Here is a 20,663-nt window from a genome sequence, read left to right on the forward strand (position 1 = left end):
GCCGAGTGTGCCCCATGGCGCGGGAGACCGGTCCCGTCCCCGCCGTAACGGTAGTTTCCGACTTGGAAAGCACCTGCCTTTCCCTGACGCCGCAAGGCCGAAAAACCTGGAACATCCACGTTCGCGCCCTTCGGGAGAGTGCCGGTTGAACCGAGCCCTCAAGAACCGAGCATTCGCGGAGAAGTCCGATGAATGCGACGATCGGCCTTTGTCGCGCAGCACGAAGATCGCTAGAGTCCGCCCCTATGAAGCGATTCTCTCGCGCAGGCTTGATGCTCCCCGTCACCGCGATCGCATTCATCGGATGTCTTGGTTTGTCCGGTTGCAGTGTCCATGCGGCTTCCGCGGCACCGAACTGGATCACCTTCGCCAACGGCCGCCTCGCCTACAGCACCGACGCGCAAGGCAACCGGGTCCCCGATTTCTCCCGCGTCGGCTACCGCAACGGCGACGCTCCGCCGCCCGAACTGCCGGTCGCGGCGACTGTCGGGCCGCAGTCGTCCGGCGATGACACCGCGCGGATTCAGCAGGCCATCAACCAGGTCGCGAACAGCGGCAGGCCCGGCGCGGTCCAGCTGACAGCCGGCGACTACCGGATCGAAGGAACTCTGCAGATCAGCACCAGCAACGTCGAACTGCGCGGCGCGGGCAGCGGAGCGAACGGGACCAAGCTGGTCGCGGCAGGCAAACTGCACACTCTGGTCACGATCGCTGGCACCGGTTCGCGTGCCTCAACAGGTTCGGCGGTCCCGGTCACCAGCAACTACGTCCCGGTCGGCGCGGACCAGCTTGACGTCAGCGATGCCTCGTCGCTGCACGTCGGCGACCACGTCATCGTGCAGCGTCCGCAGGAACAGGCGTGGATTCACGCGATCGGCATGGACAAGATCCCGCCGCGGCCGGACGGCACTCCGAGCAAGCAGTGGACACCCAACGCCGGTCTGCAGTTCGACCGGACAGTCACCGCCGTGAACGGCAAAACCGTCCGCTTCGACGTGTCGCTGACCAACGCGCTGGAAAGCCAGTACACCCACGCCACCGTCACCCGCTACTCGTATCCCGGCCGGATCAGCGGCTCCGGCCTCTCGCACCTGTCCGCGGACGGTGCCGAGTTCGAGCAGGATCCCGCCTGGCATCACGACGGTTTCTTCAAGTCCCAGCTGGTATCCGTGGATACCGCACAGGACAGCTGGGTCGACGACGTGGTCGCGGACCATTTCGGTTCCGCCTTCGGTATCGGGCAGAACGCGCTCCGGGTCAGCCTGCTGCGCACGTCGTCCCTCGACGAATCCGTCCCGCAGGACATCCACGACCAGCCCGCCGCCTACACCATCAGCGGCCAGGAAACCCTGGTGCGGCAATGCACCGTCACCGGCAGCAACCTGCACGCCTGGGTCACGCAGGCCAGGGTGCCCGGCCCCAACGTGGTCAGCCGTTGCACCGCGACCAACACCGGCTCGCGCATCCTCGACGCCGGCCCGCACCAACGCTGGGCCAGCGGCACTCTCTACGACGACCTCACGATGAGCCCGCCGTCGGGACATCTCCAACTGTCCGACCGGCAGTGGATGGGCAGCGGCCAGGGCTGGGCGGGCGCGAATTCGGTGCTGTGGAACTGCGGCGTCGGCTCGTACCTCGTGGAAAACCCGCCGACCGCGCACAACTGGGCGCTCGGCTGCACCGGAACGCAGAGCAAACCGCAGCCGGGCCACCGGAGCGGCGAGATCGGGTCGGCTGGCAAGCATCTGCCGCCGGAAAGTCTTTACGACGAGCAACTGGCCGAACGACGCTGACGAGGCCCCTCTGGTGTCTGCCACTTAAGACGTTCGAGTGAAGCTTGCTGTTGACGGCAGGACAGTCGCCCTGCTCAAGTCCACAAACGGTGAACTCGGCTGCGAGTTGCAGTTCGCATTTGCAGACAGGCTTAATCGCGGCGACTACAGTAACTATCCGGTGTCAGAGGGTGACCACAGGTCTGGGCCCGGCGGACCCGGAACGATCTACGCAAGGGGAGGCGTACATCGTGGCCGACAGTCAGCAGTCCAACCTGCCTCCGGTGCGGAGGTATGGCGGCGAGTCGATCGAGACGATGGCGGTCGCGCCGTTGCTGGGCGACGGGTACGCGTACGATCAAGGAACACTCGAGGAACTCGCCAGGCTGTACGATCATCTCGGCGACAATTACCGTTTAGATCGAACACGTGCCCAATTAATCGCACAAACACAGCCGCCCGGACTGGATTTTTCCAGTGCCGACAACGCGGCCTTGTTCAGGAGTTCCGGGCGGGCCCTGCTCGATTCGTTGATCCAATGCGAGCAATTCTGCAGGAGCCAGGCCGCGAAATACCGCGACACGCTCAGGAGATACACATCCGCCGAGGACTCGCACTCGTCCGAGATCCACAACACCGGGGGAAGTCTGTGAGACGCGTCTTCGCGCTCACCGCGGCCGCCCTGTGCGCCCTCGCCGGCTGCTCGAGCACCACGGCTGGCCGAGCCGCCCCGAGCGGGCACTCCGACCGGCCAGTCTCACAGACACCGAAAAGCACCGCGACCGACCCAGTGCCGGGCCCCGGCGTACCTAAAGTAGCGATTCCCCTCGATGCCACCAAGTTCAAGCAGAACCCTTGCGACGCCCTGACCGCAAGACAGGTCTCCGACCTCCTCGGCACCAGCTCCCACGTCAAGCCGGAACCACACGGCGCAGGCGGACCGGGGTGTGGCTGGTTCGCTCAAGCGCAAGTGGTGATCGTGTTCCCTGACATCAACGAACTCGGGCTGACATCGTTCTACCGCGCCAAGGACAAGGTCTACCCGTTCTTCCTGCCTCTCGCCCCGGTCGACGGGTACCCCGTCGTCGCCTACGGCGAAGAAGATCACCGGGCGAGCCTCGGCGAATGCGACATCGCGATGGGAATCAGCGACAGCGAAACCATAGTCGTATCGGTCACGCAATCTCCGTCGCACAAAGGCGAGAAGGACCCATGTGACTCGGCTCGCGGTGTCGCGGAAACAGTACTTGCCAATCTGCGAGGAGGGCACTGATGGCTGGTCAATCGATGACTCCCGCGGAGATCTATCACAAGGTCACCAGCGGACCGGGTCCCGAATCCCTGAGCACGACTCAAAGATCCGCAAGGGACCTTAGCGAGCGGCTGCTGGAACGCGCCGACGAAATCGCCAGTCTCGCGGAGAAGGTGCGCGCCGGTTGGCAGGGCGTTTCCGCGGAGGAAGCCGCGAATTCGGCCTCGCCGCTGCTGGCCGCCTCCCTGGATCACAGCGCGAACCTGGTGTTCGCCCAGAATGCGGCGGACGGGCAATTGTCGGCGTTTCAGGCCATCAAGAACACGGTTCGACCAGTCGGCGACCGGCCGGAAATCACCGCACAGGACGTCTACGACTCGCTCAACGGCAGGCCTGGCTACTTCGGCAAACTCGACCAGTGGCAGGCCGATGCCCAGCACAATGTCGACGCCTACACCGGCTATCACTCGACGACGGGGACGAACTCCGATCGGATTCCGGCGCGCTACGCGGAGTTGAGCGACACCGGCGCGTCCGTCGAACTCGCCAGCGCCAGCACCAGCGCGCCGCCGAAGCCGGTCGAGGGTCCCGGCGGGCCGAGCGGCAAACCTCCCGACAGCCACCGTCCTGACGCGATCGAGCCGCCTCCTGGCGCGGAGGTTCCGAAGCCGCGCGAGCCGATGCCCGCTCCGAGCAGCGATCACCCCGTGAATCACCCTGGCAGCCGCGTACCTGACGCGGCGGAAAGCGCACCCCAGGCGGCCCCTTCCGAAGCGGACAAACCGCCGGATTCGACTCGGATCAGTTCGTACAGTCCCAGCTCAGCCGCGCTGCCGCCCGGTTATCAATTCGGTCCCTCAGGACAGTCGATCAACCCTCTCGGCACCAGCGGGTTCGGTCCTGACCCAGGAATCGGAGGCAGCGCGAACCAGGGATTCGGCGCGGGAAACCGAATCGGCGCCCGCGCACCCGGCGAATCGGTGCCGACGCGCGGCAGCACCACCGGAACCCCAGGCGCAGCAGGGAAATCAGGGAAGCCCGGCAACCTGGTCGGCAGCGGAATACCCGGCAAAAACAGAGAAAAGGACAAGGAGAAAACCGCGCCGCCCTACCTCCGAGAAACCGATCCGGACGTATTCGGCACGAGCGATCTCAAACCGACGCCTCCGGTGATCGGGGACCGACCGGCCCGCTAGGCCGTCGGTAAGGAATCAGCGGTGCGCGCGACCGAGCTTTCCCTCGACGCCCTCCTCGGCGCGCTCCGGGGCGCCGGGTTCGACGAGCCGCATCCGGTGTTCTCCGGCCGCCTCCGGTTCACGCCGGAGGAGCAGCGGCTCGACGAGGCCGTCCGCGCCGAGCTGGCTTGGCTGGGCCTGCTCGACCACGGACGGTTCGCCGACGAGTTCGAGGACGTGTTGTACGCGCTGGGCCGGGCCGACACCGAGTACGTCGCTCACGTCGAGAACCAGGACACTCGCTACGGCGTGCTGGTCGCCGTCCGGGGCCGGACCGGGGTGAAGGCGTTGTGCTCCGGCGACCGGGTGCGGCTGAAGGTGCTCGACGGAACCCGCACCCCGGCCGGTGCGCTGGTCGCGAGCCTGCCGCGATACCGGCCGGCCCAGCTGAGCGCGTTCTCGCTGCCCCAGGAGGACTTCCAGGCGGAGCTCTCCGACGACCGCAGCGCCGCCGCCCGCGCGGTCGACGCGCTGTTCCAGCAGACCTGGTTCGGCGTCGGCGAGGTGACCGTCGCGGTGCGCGAACCGGCCCGGCCAGGGCGCGCGGAAGCCGGGCCGCTGAGCTACCTCGACCTCACCGACGGCCGCGTCGCGTTCGAGGTGTCCGGGCCCGAGGCGAACCGGTACATCACGGTGCTGCCGGGCGAGGACAGCCTGCTCACGGGCAAGATCGCCGCCCTCCGCGACGGGCTGGCCGGTTAGCCCCGGCCCGCCGCCGGAGGTCAGTCGCTCTTCTTGGCCGCCGCCGCGTCCGGCTTCTTCTCCGCTGCCGCCGTCTCCGGCTCCGCTTCAGCCGTCTCGGCCTCAGCTGCCGCCTCAGTCTCCGAAGCGGCCTCTTCCTTGTCGAAGGTCTGCGGCACCTTCTTCAGGTGCTTGCTCATCGACCGGACCAGGAAGACGACCGCGACCAGGAACAGGATCAGCACCAGCAGGCCGACCGGCGAGGACTTGCCGAAGTCCTCGCCCTGGCCGCCGTTGTCCCCGCTGTCCGGCTGCTGGGCCAGTACCAGCGCCGACGCGGTGAGCGGGACGACCGCGACGGCCGGCACACCGAAACTCATGGGCTCACCTTCTCCTTGATGCCTGCGAACAGATCGTCCTCCGGCAGCGTGCTGTCCACCAGGGAGCGGTTCAGCTCGTACTCCTCAGTGGGCCACACCTCGCGCTGGATCTCCAGCGGAACGGCGAACCAGCGGCTGGTCGGGTCGATCTGCGTGGCGTGCGCCTTCAGCGCCTCGTCGCGCACCTCGAAGTATTCCCCGCACTCGATCCGGGTCGTCACCCGCTCCATGATGTCGGCGCGGTTCGGGTCCCAGGACTTGAGCCACTCCTCGTACGGCGACTCGATCCCGGCCTCCTTGAGCGCGGTGTCGAACGCCACCATCCGGGCCTTGGAGAACCCGTGCATGTAGTACAGCTTGAGCGGCTGCCACGGCTCGCCCGCCTCCGGAAACCGCTCCGGGTCGCCCGCCGCGTCGAAGGCCGCCATCGACACCTCGTGCGTGCGGATGTGGTCCGGGTGCGGATAGCCGCCGTTCTCGTCGTACGTCGTGATGACGTGCGGACGGAACTCCCGGATCACGCGCACCAGGGCCTCGGTGGACTCCTCCAGCGGGATCACCGCGAACGAGCCCTCCGGCACCGGCGGCATCGGGTCGCCCTCGGGCAGCCCGGAGTCGATGAAGCCCAGCCAGCGGTGGCTCACGCCGAGGATCTTCGCCGCGCGCGCCATCTCCTCGCGGCGGATCTCGGTCATGTTCGCCAGCACGTCCGGCCGGTCCATCGCGGGGTTGAGAATGCTGCCCGCCTCGCCCCCGGTACAGGTCACGACCATGACCTCGTGCCCGTCGGCGACGTATTTGGCCATGGTGGCGGCACCCTTGCTCGACTCGTCGTCGGGATGGGCGTGCACCGCCATCAGGCGCAGTCGCTGCTTGCGGTCTTCTGTTGTCAGCTCGTCGGCTCCCACCATGGTCCGAACGGCCCTTTCCTGTCCTGTTATTCCGTGACACCTGGTTGCGCCGCGGTAAACCGCCCCGGCTCCGCGCCGCCGGAACGGGTCGCGGATACTCGACCAGGGTGGTGCCCCGGACCGGCCGCACTGCCTATTGTCCCCAGGGGTACGACAAGTTTGACCGGAGGCCCGGATTTGCAGAGCGGGGAGACCGTGACCGCCGAGGGCGACGCCGTATCGGCGCGGCCCGCGGACCGGTACGGCACCGCGGGCAAGGGCAAGCCGTCGAAGCGCTGGCGGAGGTGGCTTTTCGTGGCCGTCGCGCTGGTCGTGAGCGGCGCGATCGGCTGGATCTACTACCTCAATCTCGGCAGCACTCCGATCGACGCGGAGCGCATCGGCTTCAAAGAGCTGCCGAACGACGCGATGGAAGTCACCATCAACGTCACGAGGGATGACGACAGCAAGCCCGGCGTGTGCGTTGTCCGGGTGCGCGACAGGTCCGGCGCGGAAAGCGGCCGCCGGGAGGTGCTGGTTCCCGCCGGGGCCGGCCACAGCAGGGTGAGCACAGTGGTGAAGAGCATCGGAGCCCCGGTGACCTCAGACGTGTTCGGCTGCTCATATTCCATACCACGCTATCTGTCAACCCCGTAGCGGCCAACGGAGTGAAATGCGCGGCGAGCGTCCGCGTAGCGTGAAATGGACCGGCGTCGACCTGTCCTGCCGTGATACGCTCGTACACCAGCACGGCCCCCGACGGGCCGTGTTTTTCCTTTATCTCAGCCGCGTGCGTACGCGGTGGCCGGCTTGTACACCCAAGCCTGGCAGGCCCTACGAGGAGATGGTGACCGTGAGCGACACCAAGGTGACCTGGCTGACCCAGGATGCCTACGACAGGCTCAAGCACGAGCTCGACGAAATGATCGAGAATCGTCCGGTCATCGCCGCCCGCATCAACGACAGCCGCGAAGAGGGCGACCTCAAGGAGAACGGCGGCTACCACGCGGCCCGCGAAGAGCAGGGCCAGGCCGAAGCCCGGATCCGGCACCTCCAGGAGTTGCTGCGCAACGCGAAGGTCGGCGAGGCTCCGGACGACGACGGCACGGCGGGCCCCGGCAAGGTGCTCACCGTCAAGTACGACGGGGACGACGAGGAGGAGAAGTTCCTGCTCGCCACCCGTGAGGAAGGCGCCGAGGGCGCGCTCGACGTGTACTCCCCCGAATCGCCGCTCGGCAAGGCGCTGCTCGGCGCCAAGGAGGGCGAGTCCCGCGAGTACGAGCTGCCGAACGGCAAGACCATGAAGGTCACCCTGGTCAAGGCGGTGCCCTACAGCGAGTCCTGACTCGTTTCCGCCGAACGCGCGCCCGCCCGGATTTCCGTGGCCCGGCGCGCGTTCGGCGGTCTAGCGTGTCTTTCAGCAAAACCACTGGAGGACACCGATGACTACCCACCCGCTCTGCCTGACCTGCGGGACGCAGTACGCCGCCCCGCGCGCGGACTGCCCGATCTGCGAGGACGAGCGCCAGTACGTCCCGCCGGGCGGGCAGCAGTGGACTGACCTGGCGGCGCTCCGCGCGGACAGCGGCCTCAAACCGCGGGTCGAGGAGCAGGGCCCGGGCCTCATCGGCGTCGGTTCGGATCCGAGGTTCGCGATCGGCCAGCGCGCGCTGCTGGTCCGCGCGGCGAGCGGCAACTTCCTCTGGGACTGCTCCGCTTACCTCGACGACGAGCTGATCGGCAAGATCACCGAACTCGGCGGCATCACCGGCATCGCGATCAGCCACCCGCACTACTACACGACGATGGTCGAATGGGCGCACGCCTTCGGCGTCCCGGTCTACCTGCACGAGAACGACCAGCAGTGGATCGGCCGCCCGGACCCGTCGATCCAGCTGTGGACCGGCACGACGCTCGACGTCTCGCCGGATCTCCAGCTGATCAACCTCGGCGTGCACTTCCCCGGCGGCACCGTCATGCATTGGCCGGACGGCGAGGAAGGCCGCGGCGCGCTGCTGACCGGCGACATCGTGCAGGTCATTCCGGACCGTACGCACGTCGCTTTCATGTACAGCTACCCGAACCTCATCCCGGAGCGGCCGAGCGTCGTGCGGCACGCCGCGGAACTGTTGGAGCCGTACGCATTCGACGCGCTCTACGGCGCGTGGTGGGACGCCATTGTGCGTACGGACGCTCATAACGTCGTACAGCGCTCCGCGAAGCGCTATCTCACGTACGTGTCCTAGCCGTTCGTTCGAGCAACGGCCGCACTCGCGGCGGCACTGGTGTCGACAACGCGATCGAAGTTGACGTACGCAAGACATCGGGCACGCCAACCACTTCGTCGATGACACGTTGCAGATCGTCGTTATCTCGCGCGACAAGGCGTACGAAGAGGTCGCCTTGCCCAGTGGTGGCGTGCACTTCGCACACTTCGTCGATCGCAGCCAGTGCCTCCGCGACGCCGGCGCGTTTGCCCTGCGCGATTTCCAGCACGGCGAACGCGGTGAGGCTGTACCCCATCGCGGCCAGATCGAGTTCGGGCGGGAAGCCGCCGAGAATGCCGCGTTCGGTCAGCCGGTCCAGCCTCGCCTGCACGGTGCCGCGCGCGACGCCGAGCCGGCGCGCGCATTCGAGCACGCCGAGGCGCGGCGAGTCGGTGAGCAACAGCAGCAGCCGCGCGTCGAGCGAGTCAAGCACCGGTTTTCTCCCTGCGCAGGTTGTCCAAGATGACCGAGCTTCTCCAGGATAAGCTGAACACATTGTCCAGCTGAAACGGAAACCGTTGCGCAGCTTGCCAGGCGCAACTCATGCTCAGTGCATGACCTCCACGATGGATCCGCACGGCGCACTCGACGACGTCAGCTATGACCAGCTCCGCCAGCTCGTCGGACTGGTGGACCACGACGCCTCGACCGACCCGTTCCCGGTCAAGGCCCTCGACGCGGTGGTGTTCATCGCGGGCAACGCGACCCAGACCGCGTGGTTCTACCAGGTCGCGTTCGGCATGCAGCTGGTCGCGTACTCCGGTCCCGAAACGGGACAGCTCGACCACAAGGCCTTCGTGCTCAAGTCCGGCTCCGGCCGCTTCGTGATCACCGGCGGCGTGAAGCCGGACTCCCCGCTGCTCGACCACCACCGCCGCCACGGCGACGGCGTGATCGACCTCGCCCTCGAGACCACCGACGTCGACAAGTGCATCGAGCACGCCCGCAAGGAGGGCGCGACGATCCTCGAGGAGCCGCACGACGTCACCGACGAGCACGGCACGATCCGCCGCGCCGCCATCGCGACCTACGGCGAGACCCGGCACACACTCATCGACCGGTCCCGCTACAACGGCATTTACCTGCCCGGCTACGAGCCGCGCGAGGGCACCGTCAAGCGGCCCGAGGGCGCGCCGAAGCGGCTGTTCCAGGCGGTCGACCACTGCGTCGGCAACGTCGAGCTCGGCAAGATGGACTACTGGGTGGACTGGTACCACCGCGTCATGGGCTTCGTGAACATGGCGGAGTTCGTCGGCGACGACATCGCCACCGACTACTCGGCGCTGATGAGCAAGGTGGTGTCGAACGGCAACCACCGGGTCAAGTTCCCGCTCAACGAGCCGGCGATCGCGAAGAAGAAGTCGCAGATCGACGAGTATCTCGAGTTCTACGAGGGCGCCGGCTGCCAGCACATCGCGTTGGCCACCAACGACATCATCGCCACCATCACCGCGATGCGCGAGGCGGGCGTCGAGTTCCTCGACACCCCGGACTCCTACTACGACGACCCCGAGCTGCGCGCCCGGATCGGCAAGGTGCGCGTGCCGATCGAAACGCTGAAGGAGCACCGGATCCTGGTCGACCGCGACGAGGACGGTTACCTGCTGCAGGTCTTCACCAAGCCGATCGGCGACCGGCCCACCGTGTTCTACGAGCTCATCGAGCGGCACGGTTCGCTCGGCTTCGGCAAGGGCAACTTCAAGGCCCTGTTCGAAGCCATCGAACGGGAGCAGGAGCGCCGCGGCAACCTCTGATCCGCTCCCTCCCTTCCCCGGCCCGTCCGCGAGTTTCGCGGACGGGCCGGTTTTTGTTACGGCGAGCTATCAGAAGTTCGCGTACAGTAGTCAGCAACACATGGGGAACGGCGTCGCGCGGACAAATCGGAACCGCGCGGAACCGACGGGGTCACGCGTCCGTCATTCTGGAGAAGTCACCGTGGAGAAGGGGGCCCGATGCCCGACAGCATCGACGCCAGCGAGCAGATGGTCGAGGGCTGGACGAAGCAGCTCCAGCAGACCGCTGCCCGCTATCAGGCGATGGCCGAGCGCATGCAAGGCCAAACCGTCACCGAGCGGTCGAAGGACGGTGCGGTCGAGGTCACTGTGGACGCCAAGGGTCTGCTGAAGAACCTGGTGCTCGCGGACTCCGCGGCAGGCAAGAAGATGGCCGACGTCTCCGCCGAGGTGATGCGGCTCGTGCAGCGCGCGCAGGCCCGGATCCCGGAGTTGTTGCAGCAGGCCGCGGCCGAAACCGTCGGCGGCGACCAGACCACGGAAACGCTGGTGGCCGACGCGCAGCGGACCTTCCCCGCGCCGCCCGCCGAGGAAGAGGGCCAGTCCGAACCGGACCGGGTGCGCCGGTTCCTGCCGGAGGACGCCGAAGAACCAGGCACCGCCGCACCTCCGGCGCCGCCGCGCTCGGCCGCCCCGCCGACACCTCCTCAACCGCCTCAGCAGCAACGCCGCCGCCGGAGCTCGTCGGACGATGACGACGACTTCGGCGGATCGATCCTGTCCTGAGTCCAAGCCGTTCCAGGGGAAGAAAAACCATGGCACCCAGGGGTTATGAGATCGGCGGCGATCTCGAGGCGCACGCCCGTCAACTCGACGGGATCGCCGACGGGCTGAAGCAGGCTGTCGACGCCGCGAACCAGGTCAGCATGCCCACCGACGCGTACGGCATTCTCTGCCAGCCGTTCCGGATGATGCTCGACCCGGTCGAGAACTACGGGATCACCGCGCTGGAGAACACCGTCACGGCGATGGACGCGCAGGCGCAGAAGGTGCGCGACGCGGCGAAGGCGTACGACAGCTACGAAGGCGAAGCCGCCGGTTCGATGAAGGCGAGCGACTGATGCCCGACGCCAATCCGCTGGTCGCACAGTCCAAAAAGGACGGCGACGGGCCGGGGCCCTTCACCGAGGGCAACGGCGACTACGGCTACGCCACCGGCATCAACATCGCCGAATCGGCGACGGACGCGTTCAAGGGAATAGCGGACGGCGACTGGGTTTCCGGCGGCCTCGGCGTGGCGAGCCTCGCCGGCGAGATCGCGGGCGCGGCGATCGACCCGTTCGGCTACCTGATGTCGTCGGTGGCGTCGTTTCTGATGGAGCACGTGCAGCCGCTGAAGGACATGCTGGACTCGGTCGCGGGCAACCCGCCGGTGATCCAGTCCTATGCCGACACCTGGGGCAACGTCGCGAAGTCGTTGCAGGAACGGCAGAAAGACCTCGAGAACGCGGTCAAGAACGGCACCGCGGAGTGGAAGGGCGACGGCGCGGACGCCTACCGGAAGTCCGCGGCGGAGGCGGCCGACGCGATCGGCGGCGCGGCGACGGTCGCGAGCGCGATCGACACCGTCACGATGATCATGGGCCAGGTCGTCGCCTTCGTGCGCGGCCTGGTGCGCCAGCTCATCGCGGATCTGGTGGGCAAGCTGATCTCCTGGGTCATGGAGGAGGTGTTCTCGCTCGGGTTCGGGACGCCGCTGGTGGTCGCGCAGGCCGTCACGGCGATCTCCAAATGGGGCGAGAAGATCAGCGAACTGCTGACGAAGCTGTGCGAGACGATGCGCCGCGTTTCGCCGCTGCTCGGCAAGCTCGCCGAGGTTTTCACGAAGATCATCAAGGTGCTGGGCAAGCTGGCCGGCAAGGTCACCGGCCTCGACGTGATCAGCACGAAGAACATCAAGGCGGGCGGTTTCTTCCACCGCGGCGGCTCCGGCGGGGGCGGTGCGGGCGGCTCTGGCGGCGGTCACCACGGCGGCTCCGGAGAGGGCGACGCGGATCCCGGCTCGCCGTCCGGGTCGCGCCGCTCCAACGGGTCGGACAGTGCGGACGGCGGCGACCGCCCGAACGGCAGCCACAATAGTTCGGACGGCTCCGACGCACCTGGCGACCACTCCGGCGATTCCGGCAGCCACAACGGATCCGACAGTCCGAGCAGCGACAGTCCGTCCTCGCCGGGCGGTTCGCATTCCTCGTCGCCGGATGGCACCGGACCATCCACAATCGACACTGCGACGTCGTCGTCCCGGCGTGGTTCCGACAGTCCCGGCGGGAGCCACCCCGACTCCAGCCCGTCGACGTTCGCCGGTGACTCGAGTCCGACGTCTCGCGGCGGCGGAGACAGTCCCGCGGACAGCTCCTACTCGCCGCAAAGCTCTTCGCACAGCGACGGGCCGTCCTCGGTCAGCGCTCCGCCGAGTACTCCGCACTCCGGCGGGGCTCCGCATTCCGGCGGGTCGGCGTCGTCGGGCGGTGGCACGCATTCCGGCGGCAGCGAGCCGAGCCCGCATCACTCGAGCAGCAGCGACTCGACGTCGGCCAGCGGGTACGCCCCGCCTCGCGCGGACGCTCCCGCTCCGCAATCCGCTCCCCCGCAACACATTCGCTCGAACGACGGGGGCGGTTCTTCGCCGAACCAGAATCCGGCGGGCGGCGGAATTCCGCAGCAGGGCGGTGGCGGCAGTCCGACCAGCGCCCCGGCCGGTGGCGGCGGTCCGGCACCCCGGCCCAGCGGCAGCGGCTGGACCGGGACGCCGGGGACGCGCGCTCCCGAGGCGGCGCCGAACCGGGTTCCGGACAGCGGTCCTTCGGGTCGGCGGCCGAGCGGCGGCCCGAGCCCTTCGGACGGCGGCGGACCGAGCCGTACTCCGGATCGTTCCGGGCCTGGGCCGCAGCGGCCCAGCGACGGCGGTTCTTCGCCGCGGACTTCTGAAGGCGGTTCGTCTCCGCAGCGCACTGGCGACTCCTCCCCGCAGCGGCCGTCCGAGGGCGGCGGTGGTTCTTCGCCGCAGCGTCCGTCGGATTCGTCGAGCAGCGGTCCACAGCGCCCCGGCGACGGCGGCGAAGCCGGGCAGCCCAAACGTCCCGGCGCCGAGCCGGGTCTCGGCCGTTCGGAGCCCGCACCGACGTCCGGCGGCGGATCGCCCTCCTCGGCGAACCGCGGGTCCGGCGACGGCTCCGCACCCCCGGCCGTGGCGGCGGTCGCGACCGGCCCCGGAGGAGGCCAGCGCGGCCCGGAGGCAGGCGGTGGCGCGCGGCGTCCCGACGGCTCCCCCGAGCCCGTCGCCCGCGGTGGCGCGCGTACCGACGCGCCGGCCAAACCCGGCGAAGCCAGCAGTCCACAACGGACTGGAAAAGAATCCCCGGCGCAGAACGGCAAACCGAACGCCGACGAGTCCGGGAAGCCGAAGAACGGCGACAAGCCTGGCAAGCCCGAGAACACCGAGCCGAACAAGAAGCCGGGGCAGCACGAGGACGCGGAAACCAAGCCGGGCAACGACAAGCCCGGGCCCAAGCCGGACCACGCCGACCCGGAGCAGCACGATCCGAAACACCATGACTCGGACGGGCCGAGCCACCCCGACCACGACGGCACTCCGCCGCACCACGACGAGCCGCTGTCGCCGGACGAGGTCAACCACCGGCACGCCGAGGACACCCCGGCGGGCAGTTCGTACCACCGCGACGACCCGGAACTCGGCGACCTGCCGCACCGCGTCCAGCCGGACCCGGACGGGCGCTACACGGTGGACGTGCACGTCACGGCGGACGGCCACGCCCGCATCGGCGACCGGCTGTACACGCCGGAAGAGTTCGCCGACATCCTGCGGCGCAACGGAAACTACGACGGCGGGCCGATCCGGCTGATCGGCTGCGACGCGGGGTCGAACGACTTCGCGCACCGGCTCTCGCGCGACCTCGACACCGAGGTGATGGCGCCGAGCAAGCCGGCGTGGACCGACTCGAACGGCCACGTCTTCTCCTCCGACTACGAAATCGGCCCCGACGGACGGATGCGGCCGCGGATCCCGCCGGACGGCGAATGGTCGGTGCACCGTCCCGACGGCACGGCACACCGCGTCGGCGACGACGGTTTCGCTCCGGACGGCAAGCACCACGACCCGCACGGCGTCGACGCCGACAGCTCCCGCCATCGCGGCGAAGACGGGGACGACGACGGCCTCGACTGGCGCGACCGGCCCGGCCCCGACGGCCGCACGCCGAGGGAAAACCTCGCCGACCCGGAGTACCTGAAGAAGCACTACTACGAGTGGACCGACCAGACCACGGGGCGCAAGGAACTGCGGATCAAGCACTCCGCGGTCGATCCGGAGAACCCGCCGCACCCGGTGGACCTCGTCGACGGCAAGCCAGTGTTCAAGCACGACCGGCCCGCGGCGGAGTTCATGGGCTACGACGACGCCCGGTCGCGCACCCACGCACCGCAGCGCGACAGCGTCGACGGGGCGACCCCGCAGCACGACACGGGCAACGGCCAGCACCAGGGCGACCACGCCGGGCAGCACGACAGCCACGACTCCGGGGACGGCCAGCATCCCGGCGAGCAGCACGTGCCCGGAACGCACTCCGACACGTCGAACTGGCGCGAGAAGGATTACGACGCGATCGACCAGAAGGTGCACGATCGCGAAACGAAGTACCACGAGCTCAACGACACTCCGAAGGATTCTCCGGAGTGGAAGGACGCGCACAACGCGAAGAACGACGCGTCCGAGAAGCTGGGCGAGGAGGCGTCCGGGCACGCGGTGCGCGACCGGCTGCACCGCGAGTTCACCCAGGCCCACCCGGACCAGAACTTCGACGTCCGGGAGCATCCGGACGCGCCGGAGGGCAGCCACCGCTACCAGGTCGTCGACGGCGACGGGAACGTGCGCGCGGACATCACGCCGCGCCACCCCATCGACGGCGAGAAGCCGGGGGCCGGGAACTTCGACCACATCTGGGAGGTCGACTACCACAACGGCGGCGAACCGCACTACATCGTGCACGAGGCCAAGGGGCCGGGCGGCCAGCCCAGCACGCGGTACGTGCCCGAGGACAAGCGCACCTACCGGCAGGGCCACCCGGCGTACTTCGACGACATCGTCACGAAGATGGCCCGCACCGACCCCGACCTCGCGGACGCGCTCGAGCGTGCGAAGCTCCAGAAGAGGCTCGATTATGTGGAGGTGCGTGCGCTGGTCGACCAGACCGAGCGCACGCACAAGAGCCTCGGCTACGCCTACAAACCCTTCAACGGTTACGACTACCAGTCGCCGCTGACCCCAGCGTCCGGTGAGGAATGAGATAGATGACCGCCGTTCCCAGGCATTCCGTCAGCATCGACGTCGCGTGGAAGCAGATCGAGAAGTTGTCGCCGCAGGTGGCCTTCTACTTCGACTACATCACGCAGGACACCAGCGCGCTGGCGAACGTCCTGCGCCGGGAACTGATGCTCGCGCGGTACCGCAGCGTCGTCGATCCGGACGCCGAGGACCCGGACACGTGGGGCGATCTCAGCCTCGCCGCACAGGCCGCGGCCGCCGTTTTCACCGCGGCGGGCGCGCCGGAGGGACAGGAGGTCGACGCGGTGATCGGCCGCCCTCGGCGCTTCGCGGCGACCGGCCCCACGCCGCGCGCTGACCCGGCCGCCTGGATCACCGCGGCTTTTCTCGCCGTGATCCAGCGGGACGACGTGCTGATCCAGCAGCTGGCCGCGGTGCCGCTCGACGTGCTGCGCGCCTCGGGCGTCGAGCACGACGCCTACATGTACCCGTGGGTCGAGACGCTGCAGACGTTCCTCGCGCACCGCGAGGTCACCCCGGAGATGTTCTTGCCCGCGATGGACGGCACCGACCCGGACACCGCGCAGTTCACTCCTCCTGCGGCGATGCTGCAGCTCGTGTACCCGCCGATCCGGATGTTCTACTACGTGCTGCGCCGGGACTCGGAGAAGTTCGCCGAGGCGTTCGTCGCCGCGCTGGAGCGGCACCGCGAATACTGGACCGCCGAGGACCGCGCCACCGACCCGGAAGGGTTCCTCGCGCTGGCCCCGCTGGCGGTGGCGGTGCTCGCCCGCTCGGTCGGGATGACGTTCGACGTGCAGTCCGGTTACACGCCCGCCAACCTGCTCGCGGGCATCCGCCCGCCGCAGAACAGCTGATGGAAATGACGCGTCCGCCCGGCGAGGAGCCGCAGAAATCATGACCCGGCCACCGGTGCCGCTCACTCCTGCCCAGCAGCAGGAGCTCGTCCAGCAAATCGGCCAGGCGGCCGCGACCGCGCTGCCCGCTGGCTGGCAGCAGCTGCAGGTCGTCTGCCGCGCCGCGGGACGGCACGTGGAAGTCGACGTCAACGTGCTAGCCCCGGACAACCGGACCTACCCGGTCCAGCCGCATCCGGAACTGCCGCGGCTGTTCGGCGTGCTGCGCACCGGGATGTACCAGCCGGGCCGCGGCACGTGGCTCAGCGCGACGCTGGTGTTCTCGCCGCAACGGCCGCCGTTCGCGGACTACCAGCCGGACGTCGAACCGCGGTGGCGGCAGGTCCCGCCGCCGATCGGCTTCCAGGACGAACTGCGCTTCTTCCCGCGCGAGGACCGGTTCGTGCCGCCGTGGCTGCGACAACGGGCTGGTGCGGTGCCTCCTCCGCCGGTGCCTGGCGCTGCTCCGCCGCCTGCTGGTGCTGGACAACCGGTTCCGCCGCCCGTTCCTAGCTCGGGCCCTGCGGTTCCGCCGCCGCTGCCGAACGCGGAGCAGGTCCCGCCGTTGCCGGGCGCGGAGAGTTCGGCTCCCTCGACTGGAGCCGCGACGCCTCCACCGCTGCCTGGTGCCGAACAGGCCGCGGGCGCTACGCAATCTGTTCCTGCGGTCCCCGCAGACGAACCTGGCACGCCTCCACCGCTGGCCAGCGCCGAACAGGCTGCGGACGCTGTCCCCGAACTCCCCGTGGACGAGCCGAGCACGTCTCGGCCGCTTCCCAGTGCCGAACGGGCCGCGGACGCGGTCCCCGAACTCTCCGCGGACGAGCCGAGCACGTCTTCATCGCTGCCCGGTGCAGGCCAGGCTGCAGACACTGCGCAGCCTGTTCCTGCGCTTCCCACGGACGAAGCCGTCACGCCTCCCGCGCTGCCCGGTGCGGAACAGGCTGCAGGGCCTGCGCAATCTGTTCCCGCGCTTCCCGTCGACGAGACCAGCACGCCTGCTCCGGAGCAGGCCGTCTCCCCGCCCCTCGCGGAAACAGCCGCTGCTATCCCGGCATCCGCTGGAGACGAGGCGCAGTCCGAGCCCAGTGAAGTCGCGGCGGCCGAGATCGCTGCCGAAACTTCCGAGCCGGAAGTCGTTGCCTCCCAAGGGAAACCGACGGGCGAGCTGCGCACTCCGCGCGTCTACGACGGGTTCGACGAGGCGGGGAATCCGGTCGTCGAGCGAGAAGCGTTGTCGCCCGAGGAGCGCGAACGAGTGCTCGGCTATCTCGACAACGCGCCGGTCATCCTGGCTTCTCGCAGCAGCGACACCGACGCCTTCGATCCGTCCCGCACGGACGCTGTTCCGCTGAATTTCCGGACCGACGGCAGCTGGGTGTGGCCCGGCGCGGTCGGCTATTACCTGCGTGAGCACGGGATTTCGCCGGATCCGGAGCTGGTCGAGCACATCCGGGCGGCCGGATACACCGTGCCGGAGGTGGACGAAGCGACGCGGGACCGGATGCTGGCGGCGATGACCAGCCCGCCCGCCGAGGGGAGCCGTCCGGAACCGCAGAGTGCGCCGCGGGATCCCGACGAGCTGTTGAGCGAGATCGCGACGGCACTCGCAGCGACGGCTCCGCAGGGGTGGCAGCAGATCGTGTTCGACTTCATGACGCTGGGCAGGCACGCGAACCTCGCGTGCGGCGCGCGAATGGCCGACGGCAGCACGCAGCAGGTGCCCGTCGCGCGGGAGCTGTCGAAGCCGTTGGCTCAGCTGCGGCGCAGCAAGTACGTCCAGGGCCGGGGCACGTGGTACACGCTCTCGCTGGTCATCGACGCACCGTCGAGTTACCAGGCCAGCTTCGACGAGGACGACGAACCGGCCTTCCACACGCCGCCCCGGCCCGAGGACTACGCGCTGGACCAGGAGCTGTACCCGCGCGACGAGGACTACCTCCCGCTGTGGTTCAGCCTCCGGCTGCCGGAGAGTCCACAGTAGACACTCAGTCGACGATCGTGAACCCGGCGTCGGCGAGGGCGGCTTCGACGTCCTTGCAGTGCTCCGGGCCGCGGGTTTCCAGGGCGAGGGCGACGTCGACCTCGCCGAGCGCCAGGCTGCCGGAGATGCGGGAGTGCTCGACGTCGAGGACGTTCGCGCCCAGCTCCTTCACGCACGACAGCACCGAAACCAGCGAGCCCGGACGGTCCGGCACGCGCAGGTGCAGCTTCAGATAGCGGCCGCCGGCGGTCATGCCGTGCTGGATGATCTGTTGCAGCAGAACGGGATCCACGTTGCCGCCGGAGAGGATCGCCACCACCGGCGGTTCGAAGGCGCCGGGGTGCTGCAGAAGCGCGGCCACGGAAGCGGCACCGGCCGGTTCCACGACCAGCTTTCGTCGTTCCAGGCACAGCAATACCGCGCGCGACAAGGATTCCTCGGTGACCGTCACGACGTCGTCGACCAGCGACTGGACGTGCGCGTAGCTGATCTTGCCCGGCTCGCCGACCGCGATGCCGTCCGCCATCGTGTGCACCTCGCGCAGCCGGACCGGCGCGCCGGCCTCCAGCGAGGACGGATACGCGGCAGCGTCTTCGGCCTGGACGCCGATCACGCGGATCTCCGGATGCAGCGCCTTCACCGCCGCTCCGACGCCGCCGACCAGCCCGCCGCCGCCCGTGGGGACGAGGATCGTTTTCACGCCCGGCACCTGTTCGAGGATCTCCAGTCCGACGGTGCCCTGACCAGCGATGACGTCGGCGTGGTCGAACGGGTGGATGAAAACGGCGCCGGTGCGCTCCGAGAAGGCGATGGCCTCGGCGAGGGTTTCGTCGACGACGGCGCCGTGGAGATGGACCTCCGCGCCGTAACCGCGGGTCGCGGCGAGTTTCGGCAGCGGAGCGCGCAGCGGCATGAAGACGGTCGAGGAGATGCCGAGCAGCGAAGACGCCAGCGCGACCCCCTGCGCGTGGTTGCCGGCACTGGCCGCGACGACGCCGCGCGCGCGTTCCTCGGCGGTCAGGCCGTGGATGCGGGTGTAGGCGCCGCGGATCTTGAAAGAGCCGGTGCGCTGCAGGTTCTCGCACTTGAGGTACACCGGGCCGCCGTGCAGCCGGCGCAGGTCGCGGGCATGCTCCATCGGCGTGACGCGGGTGATGCCCTCGAGAAGCTTCCGAGCTTCCTGAATGCGCTCGACGCTGACCAGTTCCATGGCGCCGATGATGCCACCGACGGACGGCCGGGGTGCGCCGCCCGCCGGACCGGTACCCTGATAACGGCAGCCACACATGATCAGGGAGTGCGACCATGGCACGCGCGCAGCACGGGACCACCGCCCGGGCCGAGTCCCGAGCCCAGTCCCGCACCGGTCTGCTGCCGCTCGCCGCGGGCATTCTCTCCGCGGTGGCCCTCACCGGAGCCGCCTTCGCGACAGTCGAAGCGGCCGCCTGCACCGGCCCCGCCCAGTACATCCGGCACGACAACCACATCGAACTGGTCGGCGGCTGCGTGAACGGCACCGAACTCCCGGCTACGCCCGGGACCCGGCAGGCCAACGCGATGCGGGAGAACAGCAAGCCCTGACTCTGGCTGCGGCACTGGTTTTGGCTCGGTGGTGCTTGGGGTTAGGCGAGATGGGGAAGTTGTTCGCAGGTTCCGCCGGAGCGCCTGGGAACGGGCAAGAACTCAGCGCGGCGGGCAGCGTTTGACCGAGGGGTTGAGCCGAAGCCACGCACCAAATTCCGCGCGACGGCCGCTCGACCCATGGCAGGCTCCACCACAAGCTCGCCTGGGATTCGCTGAGGCTACGAATCCAACAGAACCCGGCCGCCGGGGCGATGGATGCGGCAACCGGCTTTGACCGGGGAGACTTCGGCTGAAGCCGCGCACCGGATTCCGCGCGACGGGCCGTTTCAACCACGGCAAGCTTCGCCGAAACCCCACACAGGATTCGCCGAGACGGCGAATTAGCGAGATTCCGCCGCCGAAGCACCCGGAAACGAGCAAGAACTCGGTACAGCAAGCGGCTTTGACCAGGCAGATTCCGGCTGAAACCACACACCGAGTTGCGCGTGACAGACCACTTCGGTCATGGCAAGGTCCGCCGAAGGCTCACGCAGGATTCGCCGAGACAGCGGAGGCTGCCGGGGTCGCCGCGGGACGAACGAGAACTCGGGCCGTGCGAGCAGCTTTGGGCCGAGCAACCTCATCTGA

At 68.7% G+C, this 20,663-nt stretch carries 19 protein-coding genes; 15 read left to right on the forward strand and 4 right to left on the reverse strand.

The genetic code is table 11. From position 1 onward, the window contains the following. Positions 1 to 245 precede the first annotated feature (245 nt). The 5 genes from ACFORO_RS37595 (at position 246) to ACFORO_RS37615 (ending at position 4,961) form a co-directional block, all read left to right on the forward strand. Positions 246 to 1,793, forward strand: coding sequence for a hypothetical protein (locus tag ACFORO_RS37595; protein WP_377873227.1), 1,548 nt, complete (start codon positions 246 to 248; stop codon positions 1,791 to 1,793). A 230-nt stretch (positions 1,794 to 2,023) separates the two neighbouring features. After that, positions 2,024 to 2,425: a hypothetical protein gene (locus ACFORO_RS37600; protein WP_377873228.1), complete on the forward strand. Its 402-nt coding sequence runs from the start codon at positions 2,024 to 2,026 to the stop codon at positions 2,423 to 2,425. Next, entirely contained in the window at positions 2,311 to 3,045 is a 735-nt protein-coding gene (locus ACFORO_RS37605) for a DUF3558 domain-containing protein (RefSeq protein WP_377896734.1), read from the forward strand. Before ACFORO_RS37600 ends, ACFORO_RS37605 begins: the two co-directional genes overlap by 115 nt. Then, complete coding sequence (locus tag ACFORO_RS37610) at positions 3,045 to 4,220, forward strand: PPE domain-containing protein (RefSeq protein WP_377873230.1); 1,176 nt, start codon at positions 3,045 to 3,047, stop codon at positions 4,218 to 4,220. Before ACFORO_RS37605 ends, ACFORO_RS37610 begins: the two co-directional genes overlap by 1 nt. A gap of 21 nt (positions 4,221 to 4,241) precedes the next feature. Further along, entirely contained in the window at positions 4,242 to 4,961 is a 720-nt protein-coding gene (locus tag ACFORO_RS37615) for an ESX secretion-associated protein EspG (protein ID WP_377873231.1), read from the forward strand. A gap of 20 nt (positions 4,962 to 4,981) precedes the next feature. Here the strand turns inward: ACFORO_RS37615 and ACFORO_RS37620 are convergent, their stop codons facing one another. After that, the gene (locus tag ACFORO_RS37620) at positions 4,982 to 5,320 is read right to left on the reverse strand and encodes a hypothetical protein (RefSeq protein WP_377873232.1); all 339 of its coding nucleotides are present in this window, start codon (positions 5,318 to 5,320) and stop codon (positions 4,982 to 4,984) included. Continuing rightward, positions 5,317 to 6,231: a mycothiol conjugate amidase Mca gene (mca, locus tag ACFORO_RS37625; RefSeq protein WP_377873233.1), complete on the reverse strand. Its 915-nt coding sequence runs from the start codon at positions 6,229 to 6,231 to the stop codon at positions 5,317 to 5,319. Before mca ends, ACFORO_RS37620 begins: the two co-directional genes overlap by 4 nt. A 195-nt stretch (positions 6,232 to 6,426) precedes the next feature. On the opposite strand from mca, the gene ACFORO_RS37630 reads away from it, so the two are divergent. The 3 genes from ACFORO_RS37630 to ACFORO_RS37640 all read left to right on the forward strand — a co-directional run bounded on the left by ACFORO_RS37630 (position 6,427) and on the right by ACFORO_RS37640 (position 8,456). After that, a complete protein-coding gene (locus ACFORO_RS37630) occupies positions 6,427 to 6,867 on the forward strand; it encodes a DUF4307 domain-containing protein (RefSeq protein WP_377873234.1) in 441 nt (146 codons plus the stop codon). Positions 6,868 to 7,054: 187 nt separating this feature from the next. Further along, complete coding sequence (greA, locus tag ACFORO_RS37635) at positions 7,055 to 7,555, forward strand: transcription elongation factor GreA (protein ID WP_037816721.1); 501 nt, start codon at positions 7,055 to 7,057, stop codon at positions 7,553 to 7,555. A gap of 97 nt (positions 7,556 to 7,652) precedes the next feature. Next, the gene (locus ACFORO_RS37640; RefSeq protein WP_377873235.1) at positions 7,653 to 8,456 is read left to right on the forward strand and encodes an MBL fold metallo-hydrolase; all 804 of its coding nucleotides are present in this window, start codon (positions 7,653 to 7,655) and stop codon (positions 8,454 to 8,456) included. On the opposite strand, the gene ACFORO_RS37645 is transcribed toward ACFORO_RS37640, so the two are convergent. After that, a complete protein-coding gene (locus ACFORO_RS37645; protein ID WP_009083170.1) occupies positions 8,440 to 8,910 on the reverse strand; it encodes an Lrp/AsnC family transcriptional regulator in 471 nt (156 codons plus the stop codon). The two genes, ACFORO_RS37640 and ACFORO_RS37645, sit on opposite strands and share 17 nt — an antisense overlap. Positions 8,911 to 9,031: 121 nt before the next feature. Between ACFORO_RS37645 and hppD the strand changes: the two genes are divergently transcribed. From hppD to ACFORO_RS37675, 6 genes are all read left to right on the forward strand, one after another. After that, positions 9,032 to 10,231: a 4-hydroxyphenylpyruvate dioxygenase gene (gene hppD / locus ACFORO_RS37650; protein WP_354740203.1), complete on the forward strand. Its 1,200-nt coding sequence runs from the start codon at positions 9,032 to 9,034 to the stop codon at positions 10,229 to 10,231. 198 nt (positions 10,232 to 10,429) lie between these two features. Beyond that, positions 10,430 to 10,996 (forward strand): YbaB/EbfC family nucleoid-associated protein, encoded by a 567-nt coding sequence (locus tag ACFORO_RS37655; RefSeq protein ID WP_377873236.1) that lies wholly within the window; start codon positions 10,430 to 10,432, stop codon positions 10,994 to 10,996. 29 nt (positions 10,997 to 11,025) lie between these two features. Beyond that, a complete protein-coding gene (locus tag ACFORO_RS37660) occupies positions 11,026 to 11,331 on the forward strand; it encodes a type VII secretion target (RefSeq protein ID WP_354740207.1) in 306 nt (101 codons plus the stop codon). Further along, positions 11,331 to 15,572, forward strand: a complete 4,242-nt coding sequence (locus tag ACFORO_RS37665; RefSeq protein ID WP_377873237.1) for a hypothetical protein — start codon at positions 11,331 to 11,333, stop codon at positions 15,570 to 15,572. The genes ACFORO_RS37660 and ACFORO_RS37665 overlap by 1 nt, the downstream gene beginning before the upstream one ends. Before the next feature lie 5 nt (positions 15,573 to 15,577). Further along, the gene (locus ACFORO_RS37670; RefSeq protein ID WP_377873238.1) at positions 15,578 to 16,429 is read left to right on the forward strand and encodes an immunity 49 family protein; all 852 of its coding nucleotides are present in this window, start codon (positions 15,578 to 15,580) and stop codon (positions 16,427 to 16,429) included. Positions 16,430 to 16,469: 40 nt separating this feature from the next. Next, positions 16,470 to 18,452, forward strand: coding sequence for a hypothetical protein (locus tag ACFORO_RS37675; protein ID WP_377873239.1), 1,983 nt, complete (start codon positions 16,470 to 16,472; stop codon positions 18,450 to 18,452). 4 nt (positions 18,453 to 18,456) lie between these two features. Here ACFORO_RS37675 and ilvA read toward each other — a convergent pair whose 3' ends face one another. Beyond that, positions 18,457 to 19,662 (reverse strand): threonine ammonia-lyase, encoded by a 1,206-nt coding sequence (ilvA, locus tag ACFORO_RS37680; RefSeq protein WP_377873240.1) that lies wholly within the window; start codon positions 19,660 to 19,662, stop codon positions 18,457 to 18,459. Between the two features lie 95 nt (positions 19,663 to 19,757). Between ilvA and ACFORO_RS37685 the strand changes: the two genes are divergently transcribed. Beyond that, the gene (locus ACFORO_RS37685) at positions 19,758 to 20,033 is read left to right on the forward strand and encodes a hypothetical protein (protein ID WP_354740215.1); all 276 of its coding nucleotides are present in this window, start codon (positions 19,758 to 19,760) and stop codon (positions 20,031 to 20,033) included. The last annotated feature ends 630 nt before the right edge of the window (positions 20,034 to 20,663 follow it).

The organism is Amycolatopsis halotolerans, from assembly GCF_042647905.1.
In the GTDB taxonomy this organism is placed as follows: domain Bacteria; phylum Actinomycetota; class Actinomycetes; order Mycobacteriales; family Pseudonocardiaceae; genus Amycolatopsis; species Amycolatopsis halotolerans.

Coding starts and splice junctions, on each gene's coding strand:
- ACFORO_RS37595 (WP_377873227.1), top strand. CDS start 246: ATGAAGCGATTCTCTCGCGCAGGCTTGATGCTCCCCGTCACCGCGATC.
- ACFORO_RS37605 (WP_377896734.1), top strand. CDS start 2,311: ATGCGAGCAATTCTGCAGGAGCCAGGCCGCGAAATACCGCGACACGCT.
- ACFORO_RS37610 (WP_377873230.1), top strand. CDS start 3,045: ATGGCTGGTCAATCGATGACTCCCGCGGAGATCTATCACAAGGTCACC.
- ACFORO_RS37620 (WP_377873232.1), bottom strand. CDS start 5,320: ATGAGTTTCGGTGTGCCGGCCGTCGCGGTCGTCCCGCTCACCGCGTCG.
- mca (WP_377873233.1), bottom strand. CDS start 6,231: ATGGTGGGAGCCGACGAGCTGACAACAGAAGACCGCAAGCAGCGACTG.
- greA (WP_037816721.1), top strand. CDS start 7,055: ATGGTGACCGTGAGCGACACCAAGGTGACCTGGCTGACCCAGGATGCC.
- ACFORO_RS37640 (WP_377873235.1), top strand. CDS start 7,653: ATGACTACCCACCCGCTCTGCCTGACCTGCGGGACGCAGTACGCCGCC.
- hppD (WP_354740203.1), top strand. CDS start 9,032: ATGACCTCCACGATGGATCCGCACGGCGCACTCGACGACGTCAGCTAT.
- ACFORO_RS37655 (WP_377873236.1), top strand. CDS start 10,430: ATGCCCGACAGCATCGACGCCAGCGAGCAGATGGTCGAGGGCTGGACG.
- ACFORO_RS37660 (WP_354740207.1), top strand. CDS start 11,026: ATGGCACCCAGGGGTTATGAGATCGGCGGCGATCTCGAGGCGCACGCC.
- ACFORO_RS37665 (WP_377873237.1), top strand. CDS start 11,331: ATGCCCGACGCCAATCCGCTGGTCGCACAGTCCAAAAAGGACGGCGAC.
- ACFORO_RS37670 (WP_377873238.1), top strand. CDS start 15,578: ATGACCGCCGTTCCCAGGCATTCCGTCAGCATCGACGTCGCGTGGAAG.
- ACFORO_RS37675 (WP_377873239.1), top strand. CDS start 16,470: ATGACCCGGCCACCGGTGCCGCTCACTCCTGCCCAGCAGCAGGAGCTC.
- ilvA (WP_377873240.1), bottom strand. CDS start 19,662: ATGGAACTGGTCAGCGTCGAGCGCATTCAGGAAGCTCGGAAGCTTCTC.
- ACFORO_RS37685 (WP_354740215.1), top strand. CDS start 19,758: ATGGCACGCGCGCAGCACGGGACCACCGCCCGGGCCGAGTCCCGAGCC.